We start from the raw sequence: 23,255 nt of genomic DNA on the forward strand, positions 1-23,255 counted from the left end.
ACGATCCGCTGGGACCGGACGCGGAGCGAACGCGGGAGACCAGCGTGCCCAACACCGTTCGGGGCACACGACTGAGCACGAGTCCTGGCAGCAGGGCTCACTCCCGCTCAGTCTCTAGGAACGGTTGACCACGACCAGGTAGCGGCCGCCGCGCAGGTAGGCGAACGGGTAGCCGTCGTGCACGACCTCGACGCTCCCCGCGGCACCGAGTTCCGGCGTCGCTCGGCGCAGCGCGATCAGTCGGCCCCCGCCGGGAACCGGCGACGGTCCCGGCCGTCCGCCCGGGCCTGTCAGCGGCGCGCGCCGTGGAGTGCTCCGGTGTCACGGTCGAGGCGGACTCGATCAGGGCCGAGGGCTTCTCGTACGGCGTCTTCGCCCTGTAGTGCGTCGGTCGGGGGCCCGGGTGGGTATCACCCGAGTGGGCCAAGCCGCGCAACGCTTGGCGCGCAACCCCCGACTTCCGTCCCGCCGACTCACTGCCCCGCCACCGCGGCCGGAGCGCCTGCCCCGGCTTCCCCGCCCAGCATGCTCGATGCCTGCCACCTGAGGGATTCTTGAGTCGAGGATGCGAAGGGGAGATGAGCGACCATGGACACACCCGCGACCAGCGGCCGTGAACCCGGTGCCCCCTTCGCCGCCGAGGCCATGGCCGTAGTCGCCCCGGACGGAACGCTCACGGGCTGGAGTTCCGGTGCGCAGCGCCTGCTCGGATACTCCGAGGCCGAGGCCCTGGGCCGGCCGGCCGCGGATCTGCTGGCGTCGCCGCTGCCCACGGCCGCCCGCGCGAGGATGGCCGGACAGGAGCCGTGGGCCGGGTCGGTGGCGCTGCGCGACCGCGACGGGCATGAGGTGGACTGCCGGCTGCGGGGCCGTCCGCTGGCCCTCGGTGGCGGGGGGACCGGCTGGCTGCTGGAGGCCGTCCCGGAGCAGGAGGGGGAGGACGGCCGGGAGGGCAGCCGACTGCTGGGCTGGTCGTTCGACCAGTCCCCGTTCGCCCTGGCGATCTACGACGCCGAGGGCCGGTTCCTGCGGATCAACGCCCCCATGGCGCGGCAGCTCGGAGCGTCGGAGGCGGATATCCGCGGGCGCCGGATCACCGAGCACATGACGGATCCGCGGTTCGCGGGCCCCGAGGAGGCCGTCGACCGGGTCGCGGCGACCGGGGTGCCGGAGTGCATCGAGAACTACGTGCGCGTACCGGGGGAGCCCCACGCGCACGCCTGGCTCGTCCATGCGGCCCCCCTCAAGGACGCGGCGGGAGTGGTGCACGGGGTGCAGCTGGCCGCGCTCGACTTCTCGGAGCAGTCCGCGGCGCGGGAACGCCTCGCGCTGCTCAACGAGGCCAGCACGCGGATCGGCAGCAGCCTGGACGTGGCCCGCACCGCCCAGGAACTGGCCGACGTGGCCGTGCCCGACGTCGGGGACTTCGTCTCGGTCGACCTGCTCGACGCCGTACTGCACGGCGACGAAATCGCACCGGTCCCCGTCGGCGGCTCCCTGGTGCTGCGGCGCACGGCGGTCAGCTCCACCGTGCCGCCCGCCGTGGCGGTCGGCGCCCCGGCCGCCTACCCGGAGCACTCGCCGATCGAACGCTGCCTGGCCACCGGCCGCGCCGTCATGCACCGGGTCACCGATCCCGAGATCGTGCGCTGGCTGGCCCAGGACCCCGCCCGGGCCGACTGGGTGCGGCGCAACCACCCGCACTCGCTGCTCGCGGTGCCGCTGCGCGCCCGCGGCGTGAACCTCGGCATCGTCCTCTTCACGCGTACGGACCCGTCCTCCCCGCCGTACACGGAGGACGACCTGCGGATCGCCGAGGAACTGGCGGTACGCGCCGCGGTCTGCATCGACAACGCCCGCCGCTACACACGCGAGCGCAGCACGACCCTGGCCCTCCAGCACAGCCTGCTGCCGCAGGGGATTCCCGAGCAGGCCGCCGTAGAGGTCGCAGGACGCTATCTGCCCGCGGGCTCACAGGCCGGTGTCGGGGGCGACTGGTTCGACGTCATTCCGCTCTCCGGCGCCCGCGTCGCCCTCGTCGTCGGCGACGTCGTCGGCCACGGACTGCACGCCTCCGCCGCCATGGGACGGCTGCGGACGGCCGTACGCACCCTCGCCGACGTCGATCTGCCGCCGGACGAACTGCTCGCGCACCTCGACGACCTGGTCGTCCGCGTCAGCACCGGGCTGGAGACCGGGGCCGCGCCGCCGACCGCCGGCTTCGGAGCGACCTGCCTGTACGCGGTCTACGACCCGGTCTCCCGCAAGTGCTCGCTCGCCAGCGCCGGCCACCCCTGGCCGGCTCTGGTGACCCCCGACGGCGCGGTGGACTTCCTCGAACTGCCCACCGGACCGCCCCTGGGGCTCGGCGGACTGCCCTTCGAGTGCGTCGAGGTCGAACTCCCCGAAGGCAGCCTCCTCACGCTCTACACCGACGGCCTGCTGGAGGGCCGCGGCCGTGACGTCGACATCGGCCTGCGCGCCCTGCGCACGGCCCTCGCCGACACCGTTCCCTCGCTCGAGACCACCTGCGACATCGTGCTCAAGGCGATGATCGACGGGCGGCCGCCCGACGACGTCGCGCTGCTCGTCGCCCGCACCCGCGCGCTGGACAGCCGGCACGTCGTCCAGTGGGACCTGCCCGCCGATCCGGCCGTCGTCGCCGAGGTCCGTGCGCGCACGACCGCGCAGCTCCACGCCTGGGGGCTGGACGAGCTGGCCTTCGTCACCGAACTGGTGGTCAGCGAGCTCGTGACCAACGCGATCCGCCACGCCACCGCGCCGATCCAGCTGCGCCTCATCAAGGACCACACGCTGATCTGCGAGGTCTCCGACGCCAGCAGCACCGCACCGCACCTGCGCCGGGCCCGCATCTTCGACGAGGGCGGACGCGGCCTGCTGCTGGTCGCCCAGCTCACCGAGCGCTGGGGCACACGGCACACCGGCACCGGCAAGATCATCTGGGCCGAGCAGCCCCTTCCGGCCCCGCAGGCCACCCCGGAACCGGCGGCCTGACGCCGCCACCCCGGAACCCGCGTCCCGGCGTCGACGCCCGCGCCGGCGGCGATACGGCAGGTCAGTGGACCCGACGTCCCGGCGGCTCCGTTCCCGGTCCAACGGCGGCCCGGCACACGGTGTTTCCGCGTCCTTCTACGTCCTTGACAGGGGACAAACCGTACTGGACCGTAAGTGAACTGGGTCGCCTGTCTCGTCAACTCCGCACGGGATTCCGGGTGTTGATCAGGAACCCGGCGGGACATCGTTGCAGGGTCGTTCCATCGGGCGCCGGTGAACCGAACACCCGATGAACAGGTGACGGGGGACGGCGATGACGCACGGATCGAGATCCCCGCGGCGGCTGCTGCGGCGTCTGATCGCGCCCATCACCGTCTCCGTGGCCACGGGGGCGGCCGCCGCCGTGCAGCTCATCGCCGGAGCGGGCGCAAGCAGCCCCAACGTCCTGGGCGTTCTGTGCGTGGCGGTCCTGTCCGCAGGAGCGGCGGTGCTCCAGGTGCTGCCCGGCGGCTCGGGGCGCCGACCATGGGCGTGGGAGGCCCACGGACTGACCGACGGCGCCGCCTCACCGCTCCCGCCGGTGGTTGGAGGCGGGGTGAACGCGGCGGTCGGAGCCCAGGAAATGCCGGCGCCGAACACGCTGCCGCCGTCGCCCCGGCTCGTGGGCAGGGAGAAGGCGCTGCGGGCCATCTCCGCCGCGGTGGACGAGGCCAGGAACGACAACAGGCTGCCCGTCGTGACCCTGCACGGCCAGGGTGGAGTGGGCAAGAGCGCACTGGCCATCCGGTACGCCCACGACGTCCAGGACGACTACCCCGACGGTGTGCTCTACGTCGACCTGCGCACCGCCCTCAAGGACACCGAGGCGGCCCTGGCCTTCCTGCTGCGCAACCTCGGCGCGACCCGTCCGCCGGCCGGCCTCGCCGAGCGCATCGCCGCGTATCTGACGCTGCTGGCCAGGCGGCGCGTCGTCATCGTCCTGGACCACGCGAAGGACGAGCGGCAGATCCGCCCGCTGCTGCCGAGTTCACCGCGGTGTCTGGTGATCGTGACCCGGCGCGAGGAGTTCACCGCGATCCGCGACGCGTCCGTGTCGTCGCTCGCCGTCGACGTCATGGACCGCGAGGACTCGCTCGAATTGCTGGCCGACGTGGCCGGCCACGAACTCATCGCGGCGGACCCGCAGTCGGCGTACAAGATCGTCGAGGGCTGCGGCGGACTGCCGCTCGCCCTCAGGATCATGGGACGGCTGGTGCGCGCCCGGAGCTACCGGCCCCTGTCCTGGCACGCGGCGCGCCTCCACGACGAACGGCAGCGGCTCAAGGTGCTCAAGAGCGGCAGCGACGACGTCGCCGCGTCGATCGAGCTGAGCTACGCCGAACTGGGCGAGCGAAGCGCCAGGGCCTTCTGCCTGCTGGGCCTGCTGGTGCACGGGCACGTGCAGTTCACCTTCCGCTCGTGGACGCTGGCCGCCCTGCTGGGCACGAGCGTGGAGGACGCCGAGTCCCTGCTCGACGAGCTCGTCGAGAAGCAACTGGTCGGCGTCGCCGTGGAACTGCCGTACGTACGCTACGAGTTGCATGACCTCGTCCGGGCGTTCGCCGAACAGCGACTGCTGGCCACCGTCGACCAGGAGAGCCGGGACGCGGCATGGGAACGGCTGGTGTGGGGCTACCTCCGCCTCGCCGCCGTCGCCCGTGCGGCCATCGACCACCACGGCGCCCTGACACCGCAGCCCGAGTACGGCGGCCTCGCCGTCCCCGACCACGTCCTCGCCGACGTCGTCCTGGCCGAACAGGTCGGCCGGGACGGCGTGCGCTGGTTCACCTGGGAGTATCCGGGCCTGTCCGCCGTGGTGAAGCAACAGCACGACGCTCGGCAGTGGGAGACGTGCTGGCGGATCGCGGGCGCCGCCGCCCGCGTCGCGGGCCTCTTCTCCAGCACGGAGAGCTGGTGGACCACGATCGAGTACGGCATCGCCGCCGCGACCCGGGCCGACAGCCACCTCGGTCTCGGACAGCTAGAACTGGGCGCCGCCGAACTGCACCGCGCGGCAGGCGAGATGGCCCCGACGGCCGACTGCCTCGACCGCTCGGTGGAGAGCTTCGAACAGGCCGGAGACAACTACGGCAAGGCCGCGGCCCTGCGCTCCCGGGCGGACACGCTGCGCGTCTTCGGCTGGTTCCCGCTGGCGGAACAGACCGCGAAGGAAGCCTTGGAGGCCGCCCGCGCCGCACAGGACGCCATCGGCGAAGCACGCGCCCAGCGCCATCTGGGCTTCGTCTACATCTCCATGCACCGGGGCGCCGAGGCGATCCGGTGTCTCAACGAGGCCCGCGTGAGCTTTCACCAGCAGGGCGACCGCCTCCTGGAGGGCCGGACCCTCATCGGCCTGGCCGCCGCGGCCCGCGTCGAGCGCCAGTTCGCGGATGCCATAGCCTACGCGGACCGTGCCGAGGTGCTCTTCCGGGACCTGCGCAGCCCGATCGACGAATCGGCGGCCCTGCACGAGCTGGGCCATGTGTATCTCGACGCCGGACAGCACGACGACGCCGAGCGATGTCTGCAGGAGGCGCTGCACTCCTACCGGGGTCTGGAACTGAAGCTGCAGGTCGGCCGGGTCCAGCGCCTCCTGTCCTGGCTGCGCGTGGCCGAGCGGCGCTACGCGGAGGCGGTGTCGGAGGCGAACAACGCCCTCGCGGTCTTCGAACAGGTCGACAGCGACTACTGGAAGGCCCAGGCCCAGTGGTGCCTCGGAGCCGCGGAGCTTGCCGACGGCCAGGCGGCCTCCGCGCGCGCACGATTGACGGACGTCGAAGCGGTGTTCCACCGGATGGAGGCCGACTGGGATCGCGCCTCCTGCCTGGCACAACTGGCTCGGGCGCAGCTCGCCGAGGGCAGTGCGGACGACGCCGGAAGAAGCCTGGTGACGGCGGTGACCGTCTTCGGCGACCTGGGAGCGCGCAGGGACGCCGCGGAGGCGCTGCGTTCCTTCTCCCGGGCGGCGCGGGGCCGTCGCGGGCGGCGGATCGTGCAGCAGGTGAGGGCCGAGGCCAGGTCGGTTCTCGAATGAGATTTCGCGCGCGGAACAGGTGGGTTCGATAGCGGAACGAATTGCGGCCGGATCGCGGAACCGACAGGCCAGCGGAGGGCCCGCCCTGGGCGGGTGAAGTCGCCTGCCCGGCCTTGGCGTTGCGTACCGCGAGCCCCACCGGGCTTGTGTACCCTCTGGGCATATCGCGTCGGCCGAGCGCCGAAAGACCCGGCCCGGCCGAGCCCGAGTCGGCGGCGCGAACACCATCTGGAGGGCCCAATGACTGGTGATTCACCCTTTCCCGGGGTGGACCTTCACCGTCCCTTTCGTTCCCCCGAGGGTCGGGGCGAGTGCGTGGGAATCGAGATCGAGTGCGGTCTGGTCGACCCGCGGACGGGGCTAAGTGTCCCGTATCAGGGGCCGATTGGTGCCCGGATGGTTCTCGAGACGCTGCTCGAGGACGGCGGCGGCGAGGAGATCACCGAAGGGGGTCATCTGGTCGGTGTCCGCAGGCCCGACGGTGGCGAGATCACGCTGGAAATGGGCTGTGCCGTCGAGTACTCCACGCGTGCCGGCGGACACGGTTCCGTGGTCGAGGCGATCGAGCACGCGGAGCGGGAGCTGCCCCGGGTGGCCCGGGCGGCCGCTCGCGTGGGCGTCGCCGTACTGCCGGGTGCGATGCTGCCGTTCACACCGATGAGTGAGGTTCCCTGGCTGCCCAAGCCACGGGTGCAGATCATGCGGGACTTCTTCCGCGGCCTCGGCGACGCGGGGTCGCTCGCGGACGGCGTCATGGGTCTCACCCTGTCCACGCAGACCTCCCTCGATCACACGTCCGAAGCGGACTTGCGCGAGAAGCTGAGAATGCAGGCGGCCGTCTCCCCGGTCCTCAGCGCCCTGTTCGTCAACTCCCCTGTGGAGAACGGCAGGCCCACGGGCGCGCTCTCCCGCCGTATGCAGTTCTGGCGGAAGATCGACCCCGCGCGCTGCGGTGTGCTGCCCTTCGCGCTGAACGACGGGCTGCTGGCCGACGAGGTCGTGGAATGGGCCCTCGACCTGCCGGTGATCTACCGGAAGACGGCCGAGGGGTACCGCCCGGGCGACAGCGGGCGGTCGTTCCGCCGGATTCTCGAGTCCGGATTCGCGGACGGCCGTATGCCCTCGGACGAGGACTGGTTGCTGCACCTGAGCCAGACATGGCCGCAGGTGCGCGTGCGCAAGACCCTTGAACTACGCGCCTGGGACGGTCTGACGTGGCCGGACTTCGGTGCCGCCCCGGCGCTGTGGACCGGACTGACGTACGACAAGGACGCACGTAACGCGGCATGGGAACTCCTCTCCGGGTTCACGCTGGCCGACATGGAGCGGGCCACCGACGATGTCGCCGTGTCCGGCCTGCGCGCGACCGTGGCCGACACCCCCGTGACGGAGCTGGCGGCGACCCTGCTGAAACTGGCCGAACAGGGCCTGGCGGCCAGGGTGCGCAGCGGACTCGAGAAGGAGAAGGTGCTGTCGTACCTGGGGCCCCTGTGGGAGATCCTCGACAGCGGCATCACGCCCGCCGAGCGGCTGCTGGCCCGCTGGGACGACGAACTGCGGCACCCTGACGCGTACGTACGTGCCTACCAGATCTGACCGAAGCCTCCTCCACGTCGCCGCCGCCCGCGCAGTCCCGGCGCGAGAACAGCAGTGCGCGCTGTTCCGGGAGGGCATCGAACGCATCCGCGTTCTCGCGGACACCGCCCCCGTCGACTGGCAGGCGACGACACCGTGCGCACCGTGGCGGGCCCGCGACCTCGTGGCCCATCTGCGGTGCACGGCCGAGGAGAGCTATGAGACACTCTCCCGCCTCCTGACCGGCGAGCCGCCCGCCGAGGTCCTGTCGGAGCGGGCCCTCGCCGCTCACAACGAGAGGGCGCTGGCGGCGCTCCCGACGACGGACGGCCGCGAGCACTTGGCGCGCTTCATCAAGGCTGCGGACGACTATCTGGCGCTGGCCGAAGGCGCGCCGGGACTGTGGGAGCAGCCTGCCTACACCTACCGCGGCGAGGCGTGGAGCGTGGGGCACGAGGTGGGTGTGCTGGCCGTGGAATGGCAGGTGCACGCGTGGGACCTGGCCGTGTCCTGGGGTACGACCCACCGCCCCACCTCGCCCTGGCAGTTGGCCCGTGCCTTCGGTGCGGGAATGGCCTACCTCAGCCTGGCCGCCGGCCCGGACCCGTGGGAGGCGGTGCTGACGGCGTCGGGACGGAGAGCGGGCTGAGGGCAGAGCGCAGAAGGAGGAGGCCGAGACCGCTTCCGTCAGGTGGAGGCCTGGGATGCCTCCCCGAGGACGGCATCCTTTCGCCGGACCGTCATCAGCATCGCCACCACGACCGCAACCAGCGGAATCGCACCGGAGATGATGACCTGACCTCGGCTGGAGACAAGGCTGTTGGGGGTGCCCAGCAGATAGCCCAGCCCGATGCAGCAACGGGAGAGGGCCTGGAAACAGGCCCAGGCACTGCCGTGCACCTCGGCCGGCACACGGGTGTGCACGGCGTTGCGCAGCCCGACGTTGCACACGCCGTTGCCGAAGCCCCCCAGCAGGGACAGCGGGAAGATCACCGCGGCCACGGGGACGATGCCGATGAACAGCAGCCCCAGGGAGATCCCCAGCACCCCGCCCAGGATGAGCGCGGCATGCCGGGACGACCACCGCGCGCGACCCGCGAGAAGCGCCCCCGGGACGGCGCCCAGCGCCCAGGTCGCCAGGAACAGCCCGAAGACGGTGTCGTTGCCGTGGGCGACACCGCGCAGGTAGTACACACCCGCGACCACCTCGATGCTGGTGGCCAGCATCGCCGCGGCCAGAGCGGGCAGCAACGGGCCGACGACCGGCGCGTGCCGCAGCGCCCGGTAGCCGTCCGAGAGCTTCGAGGCGGCCTTGCGGCCGATCGTCACGTCCACGGAGCGCGGAACGGCGAGCGCGGTGCACCAGGCCAGGACGAGGAACGACACGGCGTCCGCACCGAGCAGCACGGCCGTACCCCACAAGGAGTGCAGGAGCCCTGCCAGCGCCGGCCCCAGCAGCCCCGCCGCCGAAAGCCCGGCCGTGAGAAGGCTGTTGGCCCGGCCCGTGTGCTCCTCACCCGCGACAGCGGGCAGCATCTTGAAGCCGGCCGCCACCGAGGCCACCCCGGCCAGCCCCGACACGGCGATGAGCGCCACCCGCACATGGAAGCCGTCGACGACCGTGGCGGTGCCGAGGGACAACGCCTGCACAGCCAGGGCCCACAGACACACCGTCCGGGCGCTGAGCCGGTCCACGAGGGCCCCGATCACGGGCGCGGCGACGACCGTGGGCACGAGCTCGGCCAGGAACACCTCCGTCACGCCCCAGCGAAGCCCCTGGTGCGCGGCGTCCAGCACCAGACCGATGGAGGCGAGCGAGTCGCCGACGCGGGAGAAGAGGGTTCCCGCGATCAGGATGAGAGCGGAAGCCGGAACCCACGTGCTGCCGCGCCCCCGCGCGCCGACGCGGCGCAGCCTGACGAACGTCGTCTTCCGTGCCTTCGGCGTTTTCGGCGTCTTCCGCGCCTTTTGCGTGTCCAAGCGAGTCCCATCCCCCAGGCCGTCACGTAAAGCCAACTTGTAAAGCCGACTGGTAAAGCCGCTCGGAGCACACATTAAGCCTGCTCGCGGCAAGGGAGGGCGTCCCGCGGGAGTTGACGGCGTCCGGCCGGTGAATGTCCGGAAAGGGTCGGCCGGGTGAGCTGACGGTATGCCGGGAAATTCTCTGTGCGCGTGAATTGAACCGCGCCGATGGCCTTCAAACTGCCCGGAACACACGTCAGTTACTCTGCGGCACGAACGAACTGGCCACCCCGCTCCACGACACGGCCAGCGCCTCCCGCGCCCGCGTGCAGGCCACGAACAGCAGGCACCGTTCGCGCAGCAGATCCGCTGCGTGCTGCAGCGCGTCCACGGAAGCGGGCGTGACCTCACGCCCGAACGGCACAACACTCGCCGTCACCCCGAGGACCGCCACGCAGCGGAACCCCAGCCCCGGACTCGTGCGACGAGGAACAGCTCGACAGTTCGTGTTGCGATTTTCGCATCCTCTCGTATGGTGAAGCCATGGGTGAGACTGTGACCGACCGTGCACGCAAAGTCATGACGGCGGCCTCGGTCAGCCAAGCGGCGTTCGCCGAAGCCATCGGGCTGACGCCCGACAAGGTGTCGAAGTCCCTGAGCGGTGTCCGCAGATTCACGTCTCTGGATCTCGCCCGGATCGCGGAGTTCGGCAACACCACGGTCGATTGGCTGCTGACCGGGCGTGAACCGCTGCGCCCTGCCTTCGCGGCTCGCACCAGCGCGCCGACGGGCGGCGAGCATGGCCGGGGCAGGCTGAAGGACCTCGTCGAAAGATTCACCACGGCACACGAGGTGATCGACCTCCTCGGCCTGTCGCCTGAGCTGCCGGAACTGCCCTCTGTCCGCGCCGACCTCAAGCGGTACGTCGATCAGGGCGCCGCCCTCGCGGATGACGCACTCGCTGAACTCGCCGCCGCGGGCTCGCCGGCCATGGGCGGATTGGACACCGCCGATCTCCTCCAGGCCATGGAGCGTGCCTTCGGCGTAGACGTGGCGAAGATCGGGCTGCCGGATGGGATCGACGGCGCCGCCTGGCAGGTGGACGGATTCCGACTCATCATGATCGCCCGAACCGGCGTCCCGACGCGTCAGCGCTTCACTCTCGCCCACGAGCTCGGTCACATCCTGGCCAGGGACGCCCAGGATCTGCTGACAGAGACACATCTGGCCCCAGGGCACCAGAAGGACCTGACCGAGGTGCGTGCCAATGTGTTCGCGGCCAACCTCCTGATGCCGCGGAGCGAGATCATTGCGGCCGTGCAGGGAGGAGACCTCACGGATGAACAACTCACCTCACTGGTGGTGCGCTTCCAGGTCTCCCCCAGCGCTCTCGCGGCACGGATGGTCCAGTTGGGCGTCATCAACCCGGAGCCGGCGAACAGACTGCGCGGTCTCACGACGCAGGCCTGTCACTGGCTGACCGGGCAGAGTGACGTCTTCGAGGCCCGCGAGACGTGATCGCACGCCAAGCGACTGCCTTTCCGCCCAGCCCAGTTGTTGTACGAGGCGTACCTCGCCGGCGAGACCACTCTCCGCCCGTTGGCCGCGTACACCGGCCTGGACGTGGACAGGATGCGCGAGTTCCTCGAACCTGAACCGACTCCGAATGAGCACAGGCCTTCGGGTTCTGACGTGGACGAAGGGGACCTGGTCTTCCAGCCATGACGCGCCACTGCTGGTTCCCCGACAACACCGCGGTCGTCATCGAGTATCAGGGCGGCGACGATCAGCAGTCCGCGGCCCGATTCGTCGTCGCTGACTTCCGGCTCAGGGGATGACGCGCGTAGTTGCCCGCCGCGTGCGTTTCATGGCAGCGCAGTCCGGACCCACGCTGCTGCTTGCTCCGGGCAGGCCTGGGTGCCGATACCGAGGACATGGATCATTCCAAGGCGTGCCGGGCGATGCGGGTGTTGAGGGCCTCGAAGAACGTCGCCAGATGCAGCGGGCCGACCGTGCCGGACACGGCATCCGGGTCGGGCCCCACGGGCAGGAAGGCCAAGCGGCGCCGGACCGTGGTGTCCAAGTGACTGATGCTTCGGTCGGCGGTGTGAAAAATGCAATCGTCGAGCTCGTCGGGCGTCCGTTTTTTGGGACATGTGCTGGAGTATGGGGAGGTTTCCTTTCCGGGTGCATGGCAAATGGTCAGGGCTGCCTCATGTCTGTGTGATGCCTTCCCATGTCCGCAGTTGCCTGTACGCCGTGGCGATTGGAAAAGAGGTACTGGAAATTTCCGCAATGAAACTCTCTTGGTGCACCCGCACTGCATCGGTGTCCCTGGCGGCACTTGCGATCGCGGGTGCTCCTCCGGCCGCTCACGCCCAGCCCCAGGTCATGCCAGCGAGTGTGAACGCCCTCCATGCACCCGGGACTCCGGGGGTCCCGCAGGCCCCGGTCACGGTGTTCGCCGAGGGCTTCGAAAACGCAGGTGACACCCCGACCTTCCTGGAGAACTACGTTGGGGCTCCACCGCTGAACGAGACGTACACGGCCGACCCGCCGTGGCTTGACCACGGACAGTGCAACGGCATCATCCTGAACCAGGCCGGCGCCGATGAGCCTGACTGCCGGTGGGTGCCGTATCTGAAGGACATGGCCAATGCACTGGGGCGGGTCGGCGGGACGAATCCGCCGACCAATCACGCGGTGTCGGTGTACAGCGACACCGTAAACCCTGGCGTCGACCGGGTTGAGTTCCGGACCGAGCAGCCGATCCCGATCGCGAAGCCGAATCGCTACATCACCTTCGCGGTGGACGTAGCTGCGGATAATTGCGCACTTGCGAATCCGCTGCTGAAGTTCTATCTGACCGGCAGCGGTTCGGACATCCCGACCTTCACCACCCCCATTAATCCCTGTATCGACCCCAAGTCCAAGCCCTACCCCGGAGGGATGAGAGGGCTCATGGCCGGGTCGTTCGCCGGCAACAGAGCCGTACTGTTCAACGGCACCCAGTTGGGCATCAAGATGCTCAATGGGCAAGGAGACTCGTACGGCAATGACCACGCCTTCGACAACATCCGGATCCTGGACGCGACTCCACAACTGGACAAGGCGTTCACTCCTGCCACGATCGACCAGGGTGGCACCTCGACGCTCACCATGACGGTGACGAACACCAGTGAACTGGCGGCGAAGAACGACTTCGCCTTCACCGACAGCATGCCCGCCGGGGTGAGGGTGGCCTCAAGCGCGAAGGCATCGACGACATGCGGTGACGGAACCGTCTCCGCAGCGGCGGGGGGCTCGTCCATTGCTCTGAGCGGTGGCGACCTGGCCGCTGGGCAGAAGTCCTGCACTGTCACGGTGGATGTCACCGCTGACAAGGCGGGAACCTACGTCAACCGCCCTGAAGCGATTACCACGGTGGGCCTGAATCTCCCGGACCCCGCGACCCTGACCGTCAAGAAAAGGACGACAGCCGTGGGCGCCGCGACGGGCTCGGCCGGTCTGTTGTCCGGCAACGTCGTGCAGGCACCAGTGGACATGCCGATCAACGCTTGCGGCAACACCGTGAACGTCATCGGACTGCTCAACCCGGCGACGGGAAGTGCCTGCGTCAACGGCTAGCCGGGCCTCAGAAATGTCGCGTTGATCCGGTTTGATCGGGTGACGCCAGATCGGTCCAGGACGCGGAGCGAGCACGGCCCCTTGTGATCACGGAGTTCTCCACGCTTCGTGATCTGCAGGGTTGCCGTGCTCGTTTCTCCATCACGTCGGCGGCTGCTTGATGCGACCGGCCTCGTGTAGATGGTGAAGCGGCGCGAGCGCCGAGCCGCTCTCTGACGTGGAGACCCTTGCCGAAGTGCCTCAGCGCACCGCCAACTCCAGCGTCTCCTCAATCCCCTCGGTCCCCTCGGCCGCCTCAGCAGTCCGCTCAGCGGGAGCGACCGGAACAGTGGTCTGCGACGTTCGCCACAGCCACACCACATCCCGCCCGAACGACCACACCAGCGAGCCCAGTGCCAGCAGGACCACCGCCATGTTGGCCGGCTGCGGCACCAGTTCTGCTCCTGCCAGGAGGAGGCAGATGCCCTGTAGTGCGGCCACCGTCTTGCGGGCCGTGGACGGGGGCAGGGGAGCGTTCAGCCAGGGGGCGACGCGGGCCGCTGCCACGAAGGCGTAGCGCATGCCGCCGATCAGCAGGACCCAGGGGCCGAGTTGCATGGACACGTATACGCTCAGCACCAGGATCAGGAACGCGTCGACCTCCATGTCGAAGCGGGCGCCCAGGGCCGTGGACGTGCCGGTGCGGCGGGCCACCTTGCCGTCCACGCCGTCGAGGATCAGGGCCACGGCCGTCAGACCTATCAGCAAGGTCACCGGTGGCGAGCTCTCGAAGGAGTCCGCGACCAGGGCCGTCACTCCGCCGACCAGCGTGGCGCGGCCGAGGGTGACGCGGTTGGCCGGGCCGAAGGAGCGCAGCCGGGAGCGGTGGAGGGCCCGGGAGAGGACCGCCCAGGTTGCGAGCGCGAACGCCAGTCCCGTCAGCCAGCCGGCCGGGCCCATCCCGATCGCCGTGCCGAGCAGGGCCAGCAGCAGGATCTGGACGCCCGCTCCCACAGCGGGTTCCTGCTGGACCAGCCTCGCGTCGTAAGTGTTGTTCAGGGCCACCGCACACCCTCCGGCCGAGTGACAGAGTCGATCAACGCCGCGTACTCTGCGCGGCCTGTGCACATCTCGGTACGTGAACAACTTCCCGATCGTTCAGGAGGATGCCGATGAACCGGTCCGCGCGCGCGTTCTGGCTCCGCTCTCCGGGCCACGGTGAGCTGCGTGACATCACCGTTCCGGATCCCGGGGAGGGGGAGGTGCTGGTGCGTGCGCTCTTCTCCGGGGTGAGTCGGGGGACCGAGACGCTCGTCTTCCGGGGCGGGGTGCCCGAGAGCCAACACGCCGTCATGCGCGCGCCGTTCCAGGAGGGGGGCTTTCCCGGGCCGGTGAAGTACGGGTATTTGAGTGTCGGGGTCGTGGAGGAGGGGCCGGGTGCTCTTGTCGGGCGTACTGTCTTCTGTCTTTATCCGCATCAGAGTCTTTACGTCGTTCCGGAGACCGCGGTGACCCCCGTGCCTGATCGGGTACCCGCTGCGCGAGCCGTTCTCGCCGGCACCGTCGAGACCGCCGTGAACGCCCTCTGGGACGCGGCGCCCCTCGTCGGCGACCGCATCGCGGTGGTCGGCGGCGGTATGGTCGGCTGCTCGGTCGCCGCCCTGCTGGCTCGCTTCCCGGGCGTACGGCTCCAACTCGTCGACGCCGACCCGGCACGCGCCAAGACCGCCGAGGCGCTCGGCGTCGACTTCGCCGCGCCCGAGGACGCGCTCGGCGACTGCGACCTGGTCGTCCACGCCAGCGCCACCGAACAGGGCCTCGCCCGCTCCCTCGAACTCCTCACCGCCGAGGGCACGGTGCTCGAACTGAGCTGGTACGGCGACCGGCGCGTCGCCCTCCCGCTCGGCGAGGCCTTCCACTCCCGCCGCCTCACCGTTCGCAGCAGCCAGGTCGGCACCGTCTCCCCGGCCCGTCGCGGGAGCCGCAGTTATGCCGACCGGCTGGCCCTCGCCCTCGATCTGCTCGCCGACCCGGCACTGGACGCGCTCATCACCGGCGAGAGCGCCTTCGAGGAACTGCCGGAGGTGATGCCCAAGCTCGCCTCGGGGGAGACCCCTGCCCTCTGCCACCGCATCACCTATCCACCCGCAACGGCCTGACCTCAGAAAAGAGTGAGAAACCGCTGAACGCGGGGAAGCGAAGAGCCGTACTACACGGCATCCCCCGGCAGGCATCCGCGGGGGACAAGACGCGCCGCACCTGGAGGGTCGTCCGTTGTTCAGCATCACCGTTCGCGATCACATCATGATCGCTCACAGCTTCCGCGGCGACGTGTTCGGGCCCGCACAGCGGCTGCACGGCGCCACGTTCCTCGTGGACGCCACGTTCCGTCGCGAGCAGCTGGACGAGGACAACATCGTCGTCGACATCGGGCTGGCCACACAGGAACTCGGCGCCGTCGTCGGCGCATTGAACTACCGCAACCTCGACGACGAGCCCGACTTCGCCGGCATCAACACCTCGACGGAGTTCCTGGCCAAGGTCATCGCGGACCGGCTCGCCGAGCGGATCGAGAAGGGGGCCCTGGGGGAGGGCGCCAAGGGACTCGCGGGTCTCACGGTCACCCTGCACGAGTCCCATGTCGCCTGGGCGAGTTACGAGCGCGACCTGTGACCGACACGACCATCGACCGGGCCGACCCGGCCGACGGCGCCGGTCGGCCACTTGCGGCCGACCGGGCCTCGTCCCTGACCCGCGTGCCCGCTCAGCGCGTGGCCCTCGACAACCTCGGGATCGTCCCCATGTCCCTGCGTACCGTGCACTTCGTCATGCCAGGCGGCGTCGACGACCCGGCCGCACCCAGCGGCGGCAACGCCTACGACCGCCGCGTCTGCCTGGACCTGCCCGGCTTCGGCTGGCAGCCCACCCGGTACGCCGTGGCCGGAACGTGGCCGCGGCCCGGCACGCCCGCCCGTGACGAACTCGCCCGTACGCTACGGGGGTTGCCGGACGGTTCCGTGGTCCTCCTCGACGGGCTGGTCGCCTGCGGGGTTCCGGAGATCGTGGCGCCCGAGGCGGAGCGCCTGCGGCTCGCCGTACTCGTCCATCTCCCGCTCGGGGACGAGACGGGCCTGGAACCGTCCGTCGCCGCGGATCTGGACGCCAGGGAGCGCACCGTGCTGCGCGCGGTGTCCGCGGTCGTCGCCACCAGCGACTGGGCGGCCCGCCGCCTCGTCTCCCACCACGGGCTCGCCCCCGGCCGGGTCCATGTCGCCGTACCCGGCGCCGACATCGCGCCCTTCGCCCCGGGCACCGACGGCGTCTCGCATCTGCTGTGCGTGGCCACGGTGACACCGCGCAAGGGACAGCACCGGCTGGTGGAGGCCCTCGCGGCGGTACGGGACCTGCCGTGGAGCTGCTCGTGCGTCGGCGGGCTCGGGCAGGACCCCGAGTACGTCGCCCACATCCGCTCCCTGATCGAGAAGTACGGCCTGACGGACCGCCTGCACCTCACGGGCCCGCGCTCCGGAGCCGCACTCGACGCCAGCTACGCCGCCGCCGACCTGATGGTGCTCACCTCCTACGTCGAGACGTACGGCATGGCGGTCACCGAGGCCCTCGCCCGCGGCATCCCCGTACTCGCGACGGACGTCGGCGGACTGCCCGAGGCGCTCGGCCGCGCCCCCGACGGCGGGGTTCCCGGCATCCTCGTCCCGCCGGAGGAGCCCGCCGCCCTCGCCGCCGAACTGCGCGGCTGGTTCGGTGAGGTGGACGTACGCCGCCGCCTCAAGGCAGCCGCCCGCGGCCGGCGCTCCGCGCTCGACGGCTGGGCGACGACGGCCCGCAGCCTGGCCGGAGTCCTGCAACGGCTCCCCGACGAACCCCGGAGGACGGCATGAAGGAGAGCGTGCCGGCCGACGACACGCGCGTGGGACTGATGCCGATGACGGGACCGAAGAAAGGTGTGCCGCACATGACGGAGGAGGAGCCCGTACGGCTTCCGGAAGCCGGGGCCGACGAGCCGCCGCGGTACGCGCCCGAGTGGCTGGAGTTGCGGGAGCGGGCCGACGCGTCCGCCCGGTCGCTGGATCTGCTCGAAGTACTGCGCGGTCGTCTCGCCGATCCGCCGAGGCTGCCGACGGAGACGCTCGTCGTGCACGACCTCGGCTGCGGCACCGGCTCCATGGGCCGCTGGCTCGCGCCCCGCCTCGACGGCGCCCAGCACTGGGTCCTGCACGACCGCGACCCCTACCTCCTCCACTTCGCCGCCGTGGCCTCCCCGCGCGCGGCGGCGGACGGCAGCCCGGTCACGGTGGAGACGCGGCGCGGTGACGTGGCCCGGCTGACCCCGGACGCACTGGACGGCGCCTCGCTGGTGACGGCGTCCGCGCTGCTCGACGTTCTCACCCGAGAGGAGATCGAGACGCTCGCCGAAGCCTGCGTCAGGGCGGGATGCCCGGCCCTGCTGACCCTCTCCGTGGCCGGACGCGTCGAACTGACCCCGACCGATTCGCTGGACACCGAGATCGCCGAGGCGTTCAACGACCACCAGCGCCGCAACGGCCTCCTCGGGCCCGACGCGGTCACGGTGGCAGGCGAGGCCTTCGAGCGCCGCGGGGCGACGGTGGAACTCCGCCCGAGCGCATGGCACTTGGGCCTGAAGGAATACAAGGCGTCAGAGGAGACGAAGGAGACGCGGGAGGCGAAGGAATCGTCGCTCACGGCGCAGTGGCTGCGCGGCTGGGTCGGCGCCGCCGTCGAGCAGCGCCCCGAACTGCGCGAGCGCGCCGACCGCTATCTCCAGAACCGGCTGTCCGCGTGCGCGGCGGGCGAGTTGGGCGTCGTCGTCCACCACATGGACCTGCTGGCGCTGGTACGGCCGACGGACGGTGATGCGTCATGAGCGCCCAGACGATAGAGGCCCCGGGTCAGCCCCGCCAGCCCCGTACGACGATGGCGCGACCCGCACATCGCACCGACACCCGTACCGTCCGCGCCGTCCGCACCCACTTCGGCACCGTCGCCGGAGTCGCCATTCTCGCCGTCCTGCTGTGGCGCCTCGGCACCGGCGTCTTCCTGGACGGGCTCAAGCGGATCGACGCCGTAACGCTGCTGTCGGCCGTGGGCATCGGGGTCGTCACCACCGTGTTCAGCGCGTGGCGTTGGCAGTTGGTGGCCCGCGGGCTGCGCATCCGGCTGCCGCTCGGGCCTGCCGTGGCCGACTACTACCGGGCACTCTTCCTGAACGCGGCGCTGCCCGGGGGAGTACTCGGCGACGTGCACCGGGCGGTCCGCCACGGGCAGAGCGCCGGTGACGTGGGTCGGGGCGTTCGAGCGGTCGTGCTGGAACGGGTTGCCGGTCAGGTGGCGTTGGCTGTCGTGGGGACGGCCGTGCTGTTGACCCTGCCGTCCCCCGTGCTGGCCGACGTCCGTGAACTCGCCCCGCCGGCAGCCCTCGCCGCAGCGGGCGCGCTCGCCGTCGTCCTCGCCGTACGGATGAACCGCGCACCGTCCCGCCGCAGCGGCGCCCTGCGCAGGACCCTCGACGAGGCGCGCCAGGGACTGCTGTCCCGCGACAACTGGCCCGGCGTGGCGCTGTCTTCGGTCGTCGTCCTGGCGGGGCACCTCGCGATGTTCGTCGTGGCGGCCAGGGTTGCCGCCCCCGCGGCTCCCCTTGTGCCCCTGCTGCCGATCGCCGTCCTGGCCCTCGTCGCGATGGGCCTGCCGCTGAACATCGGTGGCTTCGGGCCCCGAGAGGGCGTCACCGCCTGGGCATTCGGCGCCGCCGGCCTCGGTGCGAGCGGCGGACTGGCCGTCGCCGTGGTCTACGGGGTCCTCAGCTTCGCCGCGAGCCTGCCGGGTGCCGTCGTACTCCTGCTCCGCTGGTACGGCGGACTACGCGCGGGCACTCGCGCAGACACCCCCGCAGTACCGCACCCGGCTCCGGAATCCCGCGAATCTCCTGAATATTCCGAATCTTTCGCATCCCTCGAATCCCGCGTCCACCCCCACGAGCGGCCCTACCCGCGCTCGCTCGGCGAACCCTCTGCCCTTCGCGGCGAGTTCGCGGATTCCCTCTCCGGACCCTCCCCAGAAGTGAGCAGAGTGAAATACGCTGCGAAGGAATCGACGAGGCTCGCCAGCAGTTGTTTCCCCTTTTCCGCCGATCCCAGGGAAGGACGGCCGATGACGCCCGATTCGGTGTAGGCGGACATTCCCGCGGTGAGTAGATGACGACGGTCGTCCGCGATGAAGTCGGCGGACTCGTAACCAGGGCGGACGAATTCGGGGTGAGCGTGCAGCAGAATGGACGTCTCGATCTCCCCGGCGTGCATGTCGCTGAGCAGCGAGGTCGCGACCTGCGCTTGCTCCCGCGCCGCCTCCCAGTCCTCCGGGGCCGGGAACAGCGCCATCCGCTCCCCGCGCGCGGAGGACTCCTGAACCACGTTGCCCAGAACGTAGTTGCCGCCGTGGCCGTTGACCACGACCAGTGTGTCGACGCCGGACCGGCGCAGCGACGCGGCGATGTCGCGTACTACCGCATGAAGGGTGACGGAGGAGATGCTGACGGTCCCGGGCCAGTCCCCGTGCTCGTGCGAGCAGGAGACCGTCACCGGAGGAAGGAGGTGCACCGGGTACGCGGCGGCGATCTCCCGGGCGACGGCGCAGGCGACGAGCGTGTCGGTCGCCAACGGCAGGTAGGGGCCGTGCTGTTCGAAGCTGCCTACGGGAAGGACGGCGACCTGTGTCGAGAGGCCCGCTCCGCGCGTCCGGACGTCCTCCGTGGTGTCCGCCGGCAACAGACCGTGCGCAGGACCGTCCGCACGATCCTCACCCGAAACCGTCCCGCGCTCGCCCGAACCGCTCATCTTTTCACGGCCTTTCGTCTCTGCTTAGGAATCAGATCATGACAGAAAACCTTGGCGTAGTCGGCAAGAATTCCCCGCGGCGTTCGGGCGTGGAGCGGGTCGTGAATGCCCCGTTGCCCACCGTCTACGGGAAATTCCAGGCGATCGGCTACCAGGACCACGACCGCGGCGACGAGCAAGTGGCCCTGGTCTACGGTGACATCGCGGCCGACGGTGTGCTGACGCGGCTGCACTCGGAGTGCCTGACCGGCGACGCGTTCGGCTCCCAGCACTGCGAGTGCGGCGACCAGCTGGCCTCGTCGCTGCGCGCGGTCGTCGCCGAAGGCGGCGGCGTCGTCGTGTACTTGAGAGGGCACGAGGGCCGTGGCATCGGTCTGCTCGCCAAGCTGCGGGCGATGGCCCTGCAGGCGGAGGGCCTGGACACCGTGGAGGCGAACCTCGCCCTCGGGCTGCCGGTCGACGCCCGCGACTACGGAGCGGCCGCCGCCATCCTGCACGACCTCGGCGTGCGCTCCGTACGCCTGATGTCCAACAACCCGCGCAAGCGCGAGGCGTTGATGCGGCATGGCATCAAGGTCACCGAACAGGTTCCGCTGCTGATCGAGCCGAGCGAGAACAACATCACCTACCTGCGGACCAAACGCGAACGGCTCGATCACCATCTGCCTCATCTGGACGCGGTCGCGCACTGGTCCTGAGCCGTGCGGTGAAGGAGGCACGCGCGGGACGTCGTCCTCGGCGAGCGGGACGAACGCCGAGCCGGCCGCTCAGCCGACGACCGCCTCGTGCACCAGGCGCTTCAGTTCCGGGAGCACCTTCAGCGTCTTCGGGCGGACCTGGGTCATGAACTGGACGGTGAGGTCGTGGGCCGGGTCGACCCAGAAGGTCGTGCTGGCCACGCCGCTCCAGCCGTACGTGCCGAGCGCGGCCGGAGCGGCGGTGCGCTTCGGGTCGACGACCACCGAGACGCCGAGTCCGAAGCCGAGGCCCGCGCTGCCGCGGTCCTGGTGGGCGGGGGCGCCGAAGGACTGCCGGTCGGCGTCGCCGGGGAGGTGGTTGCGGGCCATCAGCGCCACCGTGTCGCTGCCGAGCAGCCGGGTGCCGTCCAACTCGCCGCCCCGGCGCAGCATTTCCATGAAGCGGTGGTAGTCGTACGCCGTGGCGACCATGCCGCCGCTGCCGGAGAGGAAGCGGGGGCGGCCGCGCAGGGGGAGCCCGGCGATCGGCTTGATGCCGCCGTCGTCCGTCTCGCCGTACAACTCCGAAAGCCGGTCGGCCTGTTCGGGCACGATGTGGAACCCGGCGTCCGTCATGCCCAGCGGGCGGAAGACGCGTTCGGCGAAGAACGCGTCCAGTGGCTGCCCGGAGACCACCTCGATGACGCGGCCCAGCACGTTAGAGGCGACGGAGTAGTTCCACTGAGTTCCCGGATCGAACTGCAGGGGCAGCCCCGCGTAGACGTCGATCGTCTCGGCGAGGTCGGCTCCGGGCGGTACCGACGACTGCAGACCGGCGGCGCGATAGAGGGCGTCGACGGGGTGGGAGTGGTAGAAGGCGAAGGTCAGGCCCGCGGTGTGGGTGAGCAGATGCCGGACGAGGACCGGTCTCGCGGCCGGACGTGTCTTCACCGCCTCGCCCGAACCGCTTTCGTAGACACGCGGGTTGGCGAAGGCCGGGAGGTAGCGGTCGACCGGGTCGTCCAGCGACAGGCGGCCCTCCTCCATCAGGATCAGGGCGGCGACGGCGGTGACGGGCTTGGTCATGGAGTAGATCCGCCACAGCGTGTCCGCCTCCACCGGTAGACCGGCCGCGACGTCGCGGTGACCGTGCGTGGTGAGGTGGGCGACGCGGCCGCCGCGGGCCACCGCCACCAGGTAGCCGGGCAGCCGCCCCGCGTCGACGTGGCCGGCGAAGTGCCGGTCGAGGCGGGCCAGCGCCTCCGGGTCGAGCCCGACCTCGCCGGGGTCGACTTCCTGCCGCAGCTGTGCCATCGCTCTCCTCCGGTCGCGTCGTCCGCGGTGCGGTGCGGTTCGGCATACCCACGGGCGCGGCGGGGAATGTGTGACCCGCCTCACCACGTTGACCAGGCATGACTCAGGACGCGAAGGATGCGAAGAACGCACGGGCCACGCAGGACGCGCTGCTGAAGCTGCTCTCCGACGGCCACGGCGGGGTACTGGTCACCCTCAAGCGCGACGGCCGCCCTCAGATGTCGAACGTCAGCCACGCGTACGACCCCGACGAGCGGATCATCCGCGTCTCGGTCACGGACGACCGTGCCAAGACCCGCAACGTGCGCCGCGATCCCCGGGCGTCGTACTACGTCACCAGCCCCGACCGGTGGGCGTACACGGTGGCCGAGGGGACGGCGGACCTCGCGCCCGTCGCCCATGATCCGTACGACGACACGGTCGAGGAGCTCGTCCGCCTCTACCGCGACATCCTGGGCGAGCACCCCGACTGGGACGAGTACCGGGCGGCGATGGTCCGCGACCGCCGCCTGGTACTGCGTCTGCACGTCGACCGGGTGTACGGCATCCCGCAGGGCGAATCGGAGTAGCAGCGCGCTACGCCCTGGTGTTCCACTCCGCGATCACCGGGCGCCCGTGCTCCGTCGACAGGCGGCTGAGCGTGCCCGTCTCCAGCCGGAACAGGCGTCCCTCCCGGGCCGACAGGCCCAGCCTGCGGGCCGTCAGGACCCGCAGGGAGTGGGCGTGGGCCACGAGCACCACGTCGCCGTCGGGCAGGGCCTCGGCCACCCGGGACAGCACCCGGTCGGCGCGCTCTCCCACCTCGTCCGGTGACTCGCCGGGATGGGCGTCCGGGCCGGGCGGGACTCCGTCCGTCCACAGGTACCACTCGGGGCGCGTGCGGTGGATCTCGCGGGTGGTGATGCCCTCGTAGGCGCCGTAGTCCCATTCGCGCAGATCGGCGTCGGGTACGGCCCCGGCCAGTCCCGCGAGTTCGGCCGTGCGTACGGCGCGGGAGAGCGGGCTGGTGAAGATACGGGCGAAGGTCCGGCCGGCCAGGAGGGGAGCGAGGGACTTGGCCTGTTCCTCGCCGTCCCGGGTGAGGGGCAGATCGGTCCAGCTGGTGTGCTGCCCCGATCTGCTCCACTCCGTCTCACCGTGGCGGACCAGAATGAGGTCCCCCAC

At 70.7% G+C, this 23,255-nt stretch carries 18 protein-coding genes and 2 pseudogenes; 13 read left to right on the plus strand and 7 right to left on the minus strand.

What is annotated here, in order from left to right; all coding sequences use genetic code 11:
• Positions 1–588: 588 nt before the first annotated feature.
• The 4 genes from ABZ910_RS22390 to ABZ910_RS22405 all read left to right on the plus strand — a co-directional run bounded on the left by ABZ910_RS22390 (position 589) and on the right by ABZ910_RS22405 (position 8,312).
• Entirely contained in the window at positions 589–3,015 is a 2,427-nt protein-coding gene (locus ABZ910_RS22390; protein WP_361367785.1) for a SpoIIE family protein phosphatase, read from the plus strand.
• Positions 3,016–3,328: 313 nt separating this feature from the next.
• The gene (locus tag ABZ910_RS22395; RefSeq protein WP_361367788.1) at positions 3,329–6,088 is read left to right on the plus strand and encodes an NB-ARC domain-containing protein; all 2,760 of its coding nucleotides are present in this window, start codon (positions 3,329–3,331) and stop codon (positions 6,086–6,088) included.
• Positions 6,089–6,484: 396 nt separating this feature from the next.
• The gene (locus tag ABZ910_RS22400) at positions 6,485–7,684 is read left to right on the plus strand and encodes a glutamate-cysteine ligase family protein (protein ID WP_361367791.1); all 1,200 of its coding nucleotides are present in this window, start codon (positions 6,485–6,487) and stop codon (positions 7,682–7,684) included.
• Positions 7,668–8,312 carry a maleylpyruvate isomerase N-terminal domain-containing protein gene (locus tag ABZ910_RS22405; RefSeq protein ID WP_361367794.1) on the plus strand — a complete coding sequence of 215 codons (645 nt, stop codon included), beginning with the start codon at positions 7,668–7,670 and terminating at the stop codon, positions 8,310–8,312. The genes ABZ910_RS22400 and ABZ910_RS22405 overlap by 17 nt, the downstream gene beginning before the upstream one ends.
• Positions 8,313–8,350: 38 nt before the next feature.
• On the opposite strand, the gene ABZ910_RS22410 is transcribed toward ABZ910_RS22405, so the two are convergent.
• Both ABZ910_RS22410 and ABZ910_RS22415 read right to left on the minus strand, forming a co-directional pair.
• Positions 8,351–9,643, minus strand: coding sequence for an MFS transporter (locus tag ABZ910_RS22410; RefSeq protein WP_361367796.1), 1,293 nt, complete (start codon positions 9,641–9,643; stop codon positions 8,351–8,353).
• 238 nt (positions 9,644–9,881) lie between these two features.
• Positions 9,882–10,097, minus strand: a pseudogene (locus ABZ910_RS22415) (hypothetical protein); the annotation flags it as partial.
• Between the two features lie 71 nt (positions 10,098–10,168).
• Here ABZ910_RS22415 and ABZ910_RS22420 point away from each other — a divergent pair.
• Entirely contained in the window at positions 10,169–11,143 is a 975-nt protein-coding gene (locus ABZ910_RS22420; RefSeq protein WP_361367799.1) for an XRE family transcriptional regulator, read from the plus strand.
• A gap of 421 nt (positions 11,144–11,564) precedes the next feature.
• Here the strand turns inward: ABZ910_RS22420 and ABZ910_RS22425 are convergent, their stop codons facing one another.
• Positions 11,565–11,708 (minus strand): hypothetical protein, encoded by a 144-nt coding sequence (locus ABZ910_RS22425; RefSeq protein WP_361367802.1) that lies wholly within the window; start codon positions 11,706–11,708, stop codon positions 11,565–11,567.
• A 941-nt stretch (positions 11,709–12,649) separates the two neighbouring features.
• Between ABZ910_RS22425 and ABZ910_RS22430 the strand changes: the two genes are divergently transcribed.
• Positions 12,650–13,252 carry a chaplin gene (locus tag ABZ910_RS22430; protein WP_361368106.1) on the plus strand — a complete coding sequence of 201 codons (603 nt, stop codon included), beginning with the start codon at positions 12,650–12,652 and terminating at the stop codon, positions 13,250–13,252.
• A 240-nt stretch (positions 13,253–13,492) separates the two neighbouring features.
• Here ABZ910_RS22430 and ABZ910_RS22435 read toward each other — a convergent pair whose 3' ends face one another.
• Positions 13,493–14,296 (minus strand): CDP-alcohol phosphatidyltransferase family protein, encoded by an 804-nt coding sequence (locus ABZ910_RS22435; protein WP_361367805.1) that lies wholly within the window; start codon positions 14,294–14,296, stop codon positions 13,493–13,495.
• 107 nt (positions 14,297–14,403) lie between these two features.
• Between ABZ910_RS22435 and ABZ910_RS22440 the strand changes: the two genes are divergently transcribed.
• From ABZ910_RS22440 to ABZ910_RS22460, 5 genes and pseudogenes are all read left to right on the plus strand, one after another.
• Entirely contained in the window at positions 14,404–15,390 is a 987-nt protein-coding gene (locus tag ABZ910_RS22440; RefSeq protein WP_361367808.1) for a dehydrogenase, read from the plus strand.
• Positions 15,391–15,505: 115 nt separating this feature from the next.
• On the plus strand, positions 15,506–15,904 hold the full coding sequence (locus tag ABZ910_RS22445) for a 6-carboxytetrahydropterin synthase (protein ID WP_361367811.1): 399 nt from the start codon (positions 15,506–15,508) through the stop codon (positions 15,902–15,904).
• 74 nt (positions 15,905–15,978) lie between these two features.
• Positions 15,979–17,130, plus strand: a complete 1,152-nt coding sequence (locus ABZ910_RS22450) for a glycosyltransferase family 4 protein (protein ID WP_361368109.1) — start codon at positions 15,979–15,981, stop codon at positions 17,128–17,130.
• 74 nt (positions 17,131–17,204) lie between these two features.
• Complete coding sequence (locus tag ABZ910_RS22455; protein WP_361368112.1) at positions 17,205–18,134, plus strand: class I SAM-dependent methyltransferase; 930 nt, start codon at positions 17,205–17,207, stop codon at positions 18,132–18,134.
• A 50-nt stretch (positions 18,135–18,184) separates the two neighbouring features.
• Positions 18,185–19,027, plus strand: a pseudogene (locus tag ABZ910_RS22460) (lysylphosphatidylglycerol synthase transmembrane domain-containing protein); the annotation flags it as partial.
• A gap of 224 nt (positions 19,028–19,251) precedes the next feature.
• Here ABZ910_RS22460 and ABZ910_RS22465 read toward each other — a convergent pair.
• Positions 19,252–20,100, minus strand: a complete 849-nt coding sequence (locus ABZ910_RS22465; protein WP_361367814.1) for a creatininase family protein — start codon at positions 20,098–20,100, stop codon at positions 19,252–19,254.
• A gap of 38 nt (positions 20,101–20,138) precedes the next feature.
• Between ABZ910_RS22465 and ribA the strand changes: the two genes are divergently transcribed.
• Positions 20,139–20,798: a GTP cyclohydrolase II gene (gene ribA / locus ABZ910_RS22470; protein WP_361367817.1), complete on the plus strand. Its 660-nt coding sequence runs from the start codon at positions 20,139–20,141 to the stop codon at positions 20,796–20,798.
• Positions 20,799–20,867: 69 nt separating this feature from the next.
• Here ribA and ABZ910_RS22475 read toward each other — a convergent pair whose 3' ends face one another.
• Positions 20,868–22,091 carry a serine hydrolase domain-containing protein gene (locus ABZ910_RS22475; RefSeq protein ID WP_361367820.1) on the minus strand — a complete coding sequence of 408 codons (1,224 nt, stop codon included), beginning with the start codon at positions 22,089–22,091 and terminating at the stop codon, positions 20,868–20,870.
• A 98-nt stretch (positions 22,092–22,189) separates the two neighbouring features.
• On the opposite strand from ABZ910_RS22475, the gene ABZ910_RS22480 reads away from it, so the two are divergent.
• Positions 22,190–22,660: a PPOX class F420-dependent oxidoreductase gene (locus ABZ910_RS22480; RefSeq protein WP_361367823.1), complete on the plus strand. Its 471-nt coding sequence runs from the start codon at positions 22,190–22,192 to the stop codon at positions 22,658–22,660.
• 7 nt (positions 22,661–22,667) lie between these two features.
• Here the strand turns inward: ABZ910_RS22480 and ABZ910_RS22485 are convergent, their stop codons facing one another.
• On the minus strand, positions 22,668–23,255 hold the full coding sequence (locus tag ABZ910_RS22485) for a histidine phosphatase family protein (RefSeq protein WP_361367827.1): 588 nt from the start codon (positions 23,253–23,255) through the stop codon (positions 22,668–22,670).

It is taken from the genome of Streptomyces sp. NPDC046805, from assembly GCF_040645355.1.
Classification (GTDB): domain Bacteria; phylum Actinomycetota; class Actinomycetes; order Streptomycetales; family Streptomycetaceae; genus Streptomyces.

Excerpts from the sequence above, each read along its gene's own strand:
- ABZ910_RS22390 (WP_361367785.1), top strand. The coding sequence starts at position 589 with ATGGACACACCCGCGACCAGCGGCCGTGAACCCGGTGCCCCCTTCGCC.
- ABZ910_RS22395 (WP_361367788.1), top strand. The coding sequence starts at position 3,329 with ATGACGCACGGATCGAGATCCCCGCGGCGGCTGCTGCGGCGTCTGATC.
- ABZ910_RS22400 (WP_361367791.1), top strand. The coding sequence starts at position 6,485 with ATGGTTCTCGAGACGCTGCTCGAGGACGGCGGCGGCGAGGAGATCACC.
- ABZ910_RS22420 (WP_361367799.1), top strand. The coding sequence starts at position 10,169 with ATGGGTGAGACTGTGACCGACCGTGCACGCAAAGTCATGACGGCGGCC.
- ABZ910_RS22430 (WP_361368106.1), top strand. The coding sequence starts at position 12,650 with ATGCTCAATGGGCAAGGAGACTCGTACGGCAATGACCACGCCTTCGAC.
- ABZ910_RS22440 (WP_361367808.1), top strand. The coding sequence starts at position 14,404 with ATGAACCGGTCCGCGCGCGCGTTCTGGCTCCGCTCTCCGGGCCACGGT.
- ABZ910_RS22455 (WP_361368112.1), top strand. The coding sequence starts at position 17,205 with ATGACGGAGGAGGAGCCCGTACGGCTTCCGGAAGCCGGGGCCGACGAG.
- ABZ910_RS22465 (WP_361367814.1), bottom strand. The coding sequence starts at position 20,100 with ATGAGCGGTTCGGGCGAGCGCGGGACGGTTTCGGGTGAGGATCGTGCG.
- ribA (WP_361367817.1), top strand. The coding sequence starts at position 20,139 with ATGACAGAAAACCTTGGCGTAGTCGGCAAGAATTCCCCGCGGCGTTCG.
- ABZ910_RS22475 (WP_361367820.1), bottom strand. The coding sequence starts at position 22,091 with ATGGCACAGCTGCGGCAGGAAGTCGACCCCGGCGAGGTCGGGCTCGAC.
- ABZ910_RS22480 (WP_361367823.1), top strand. The coding sequence starts at position 22,190 with ATGACTCAGGACGCGAAGGATGCGAAGAACGCACGGGCCACGCAGGAC.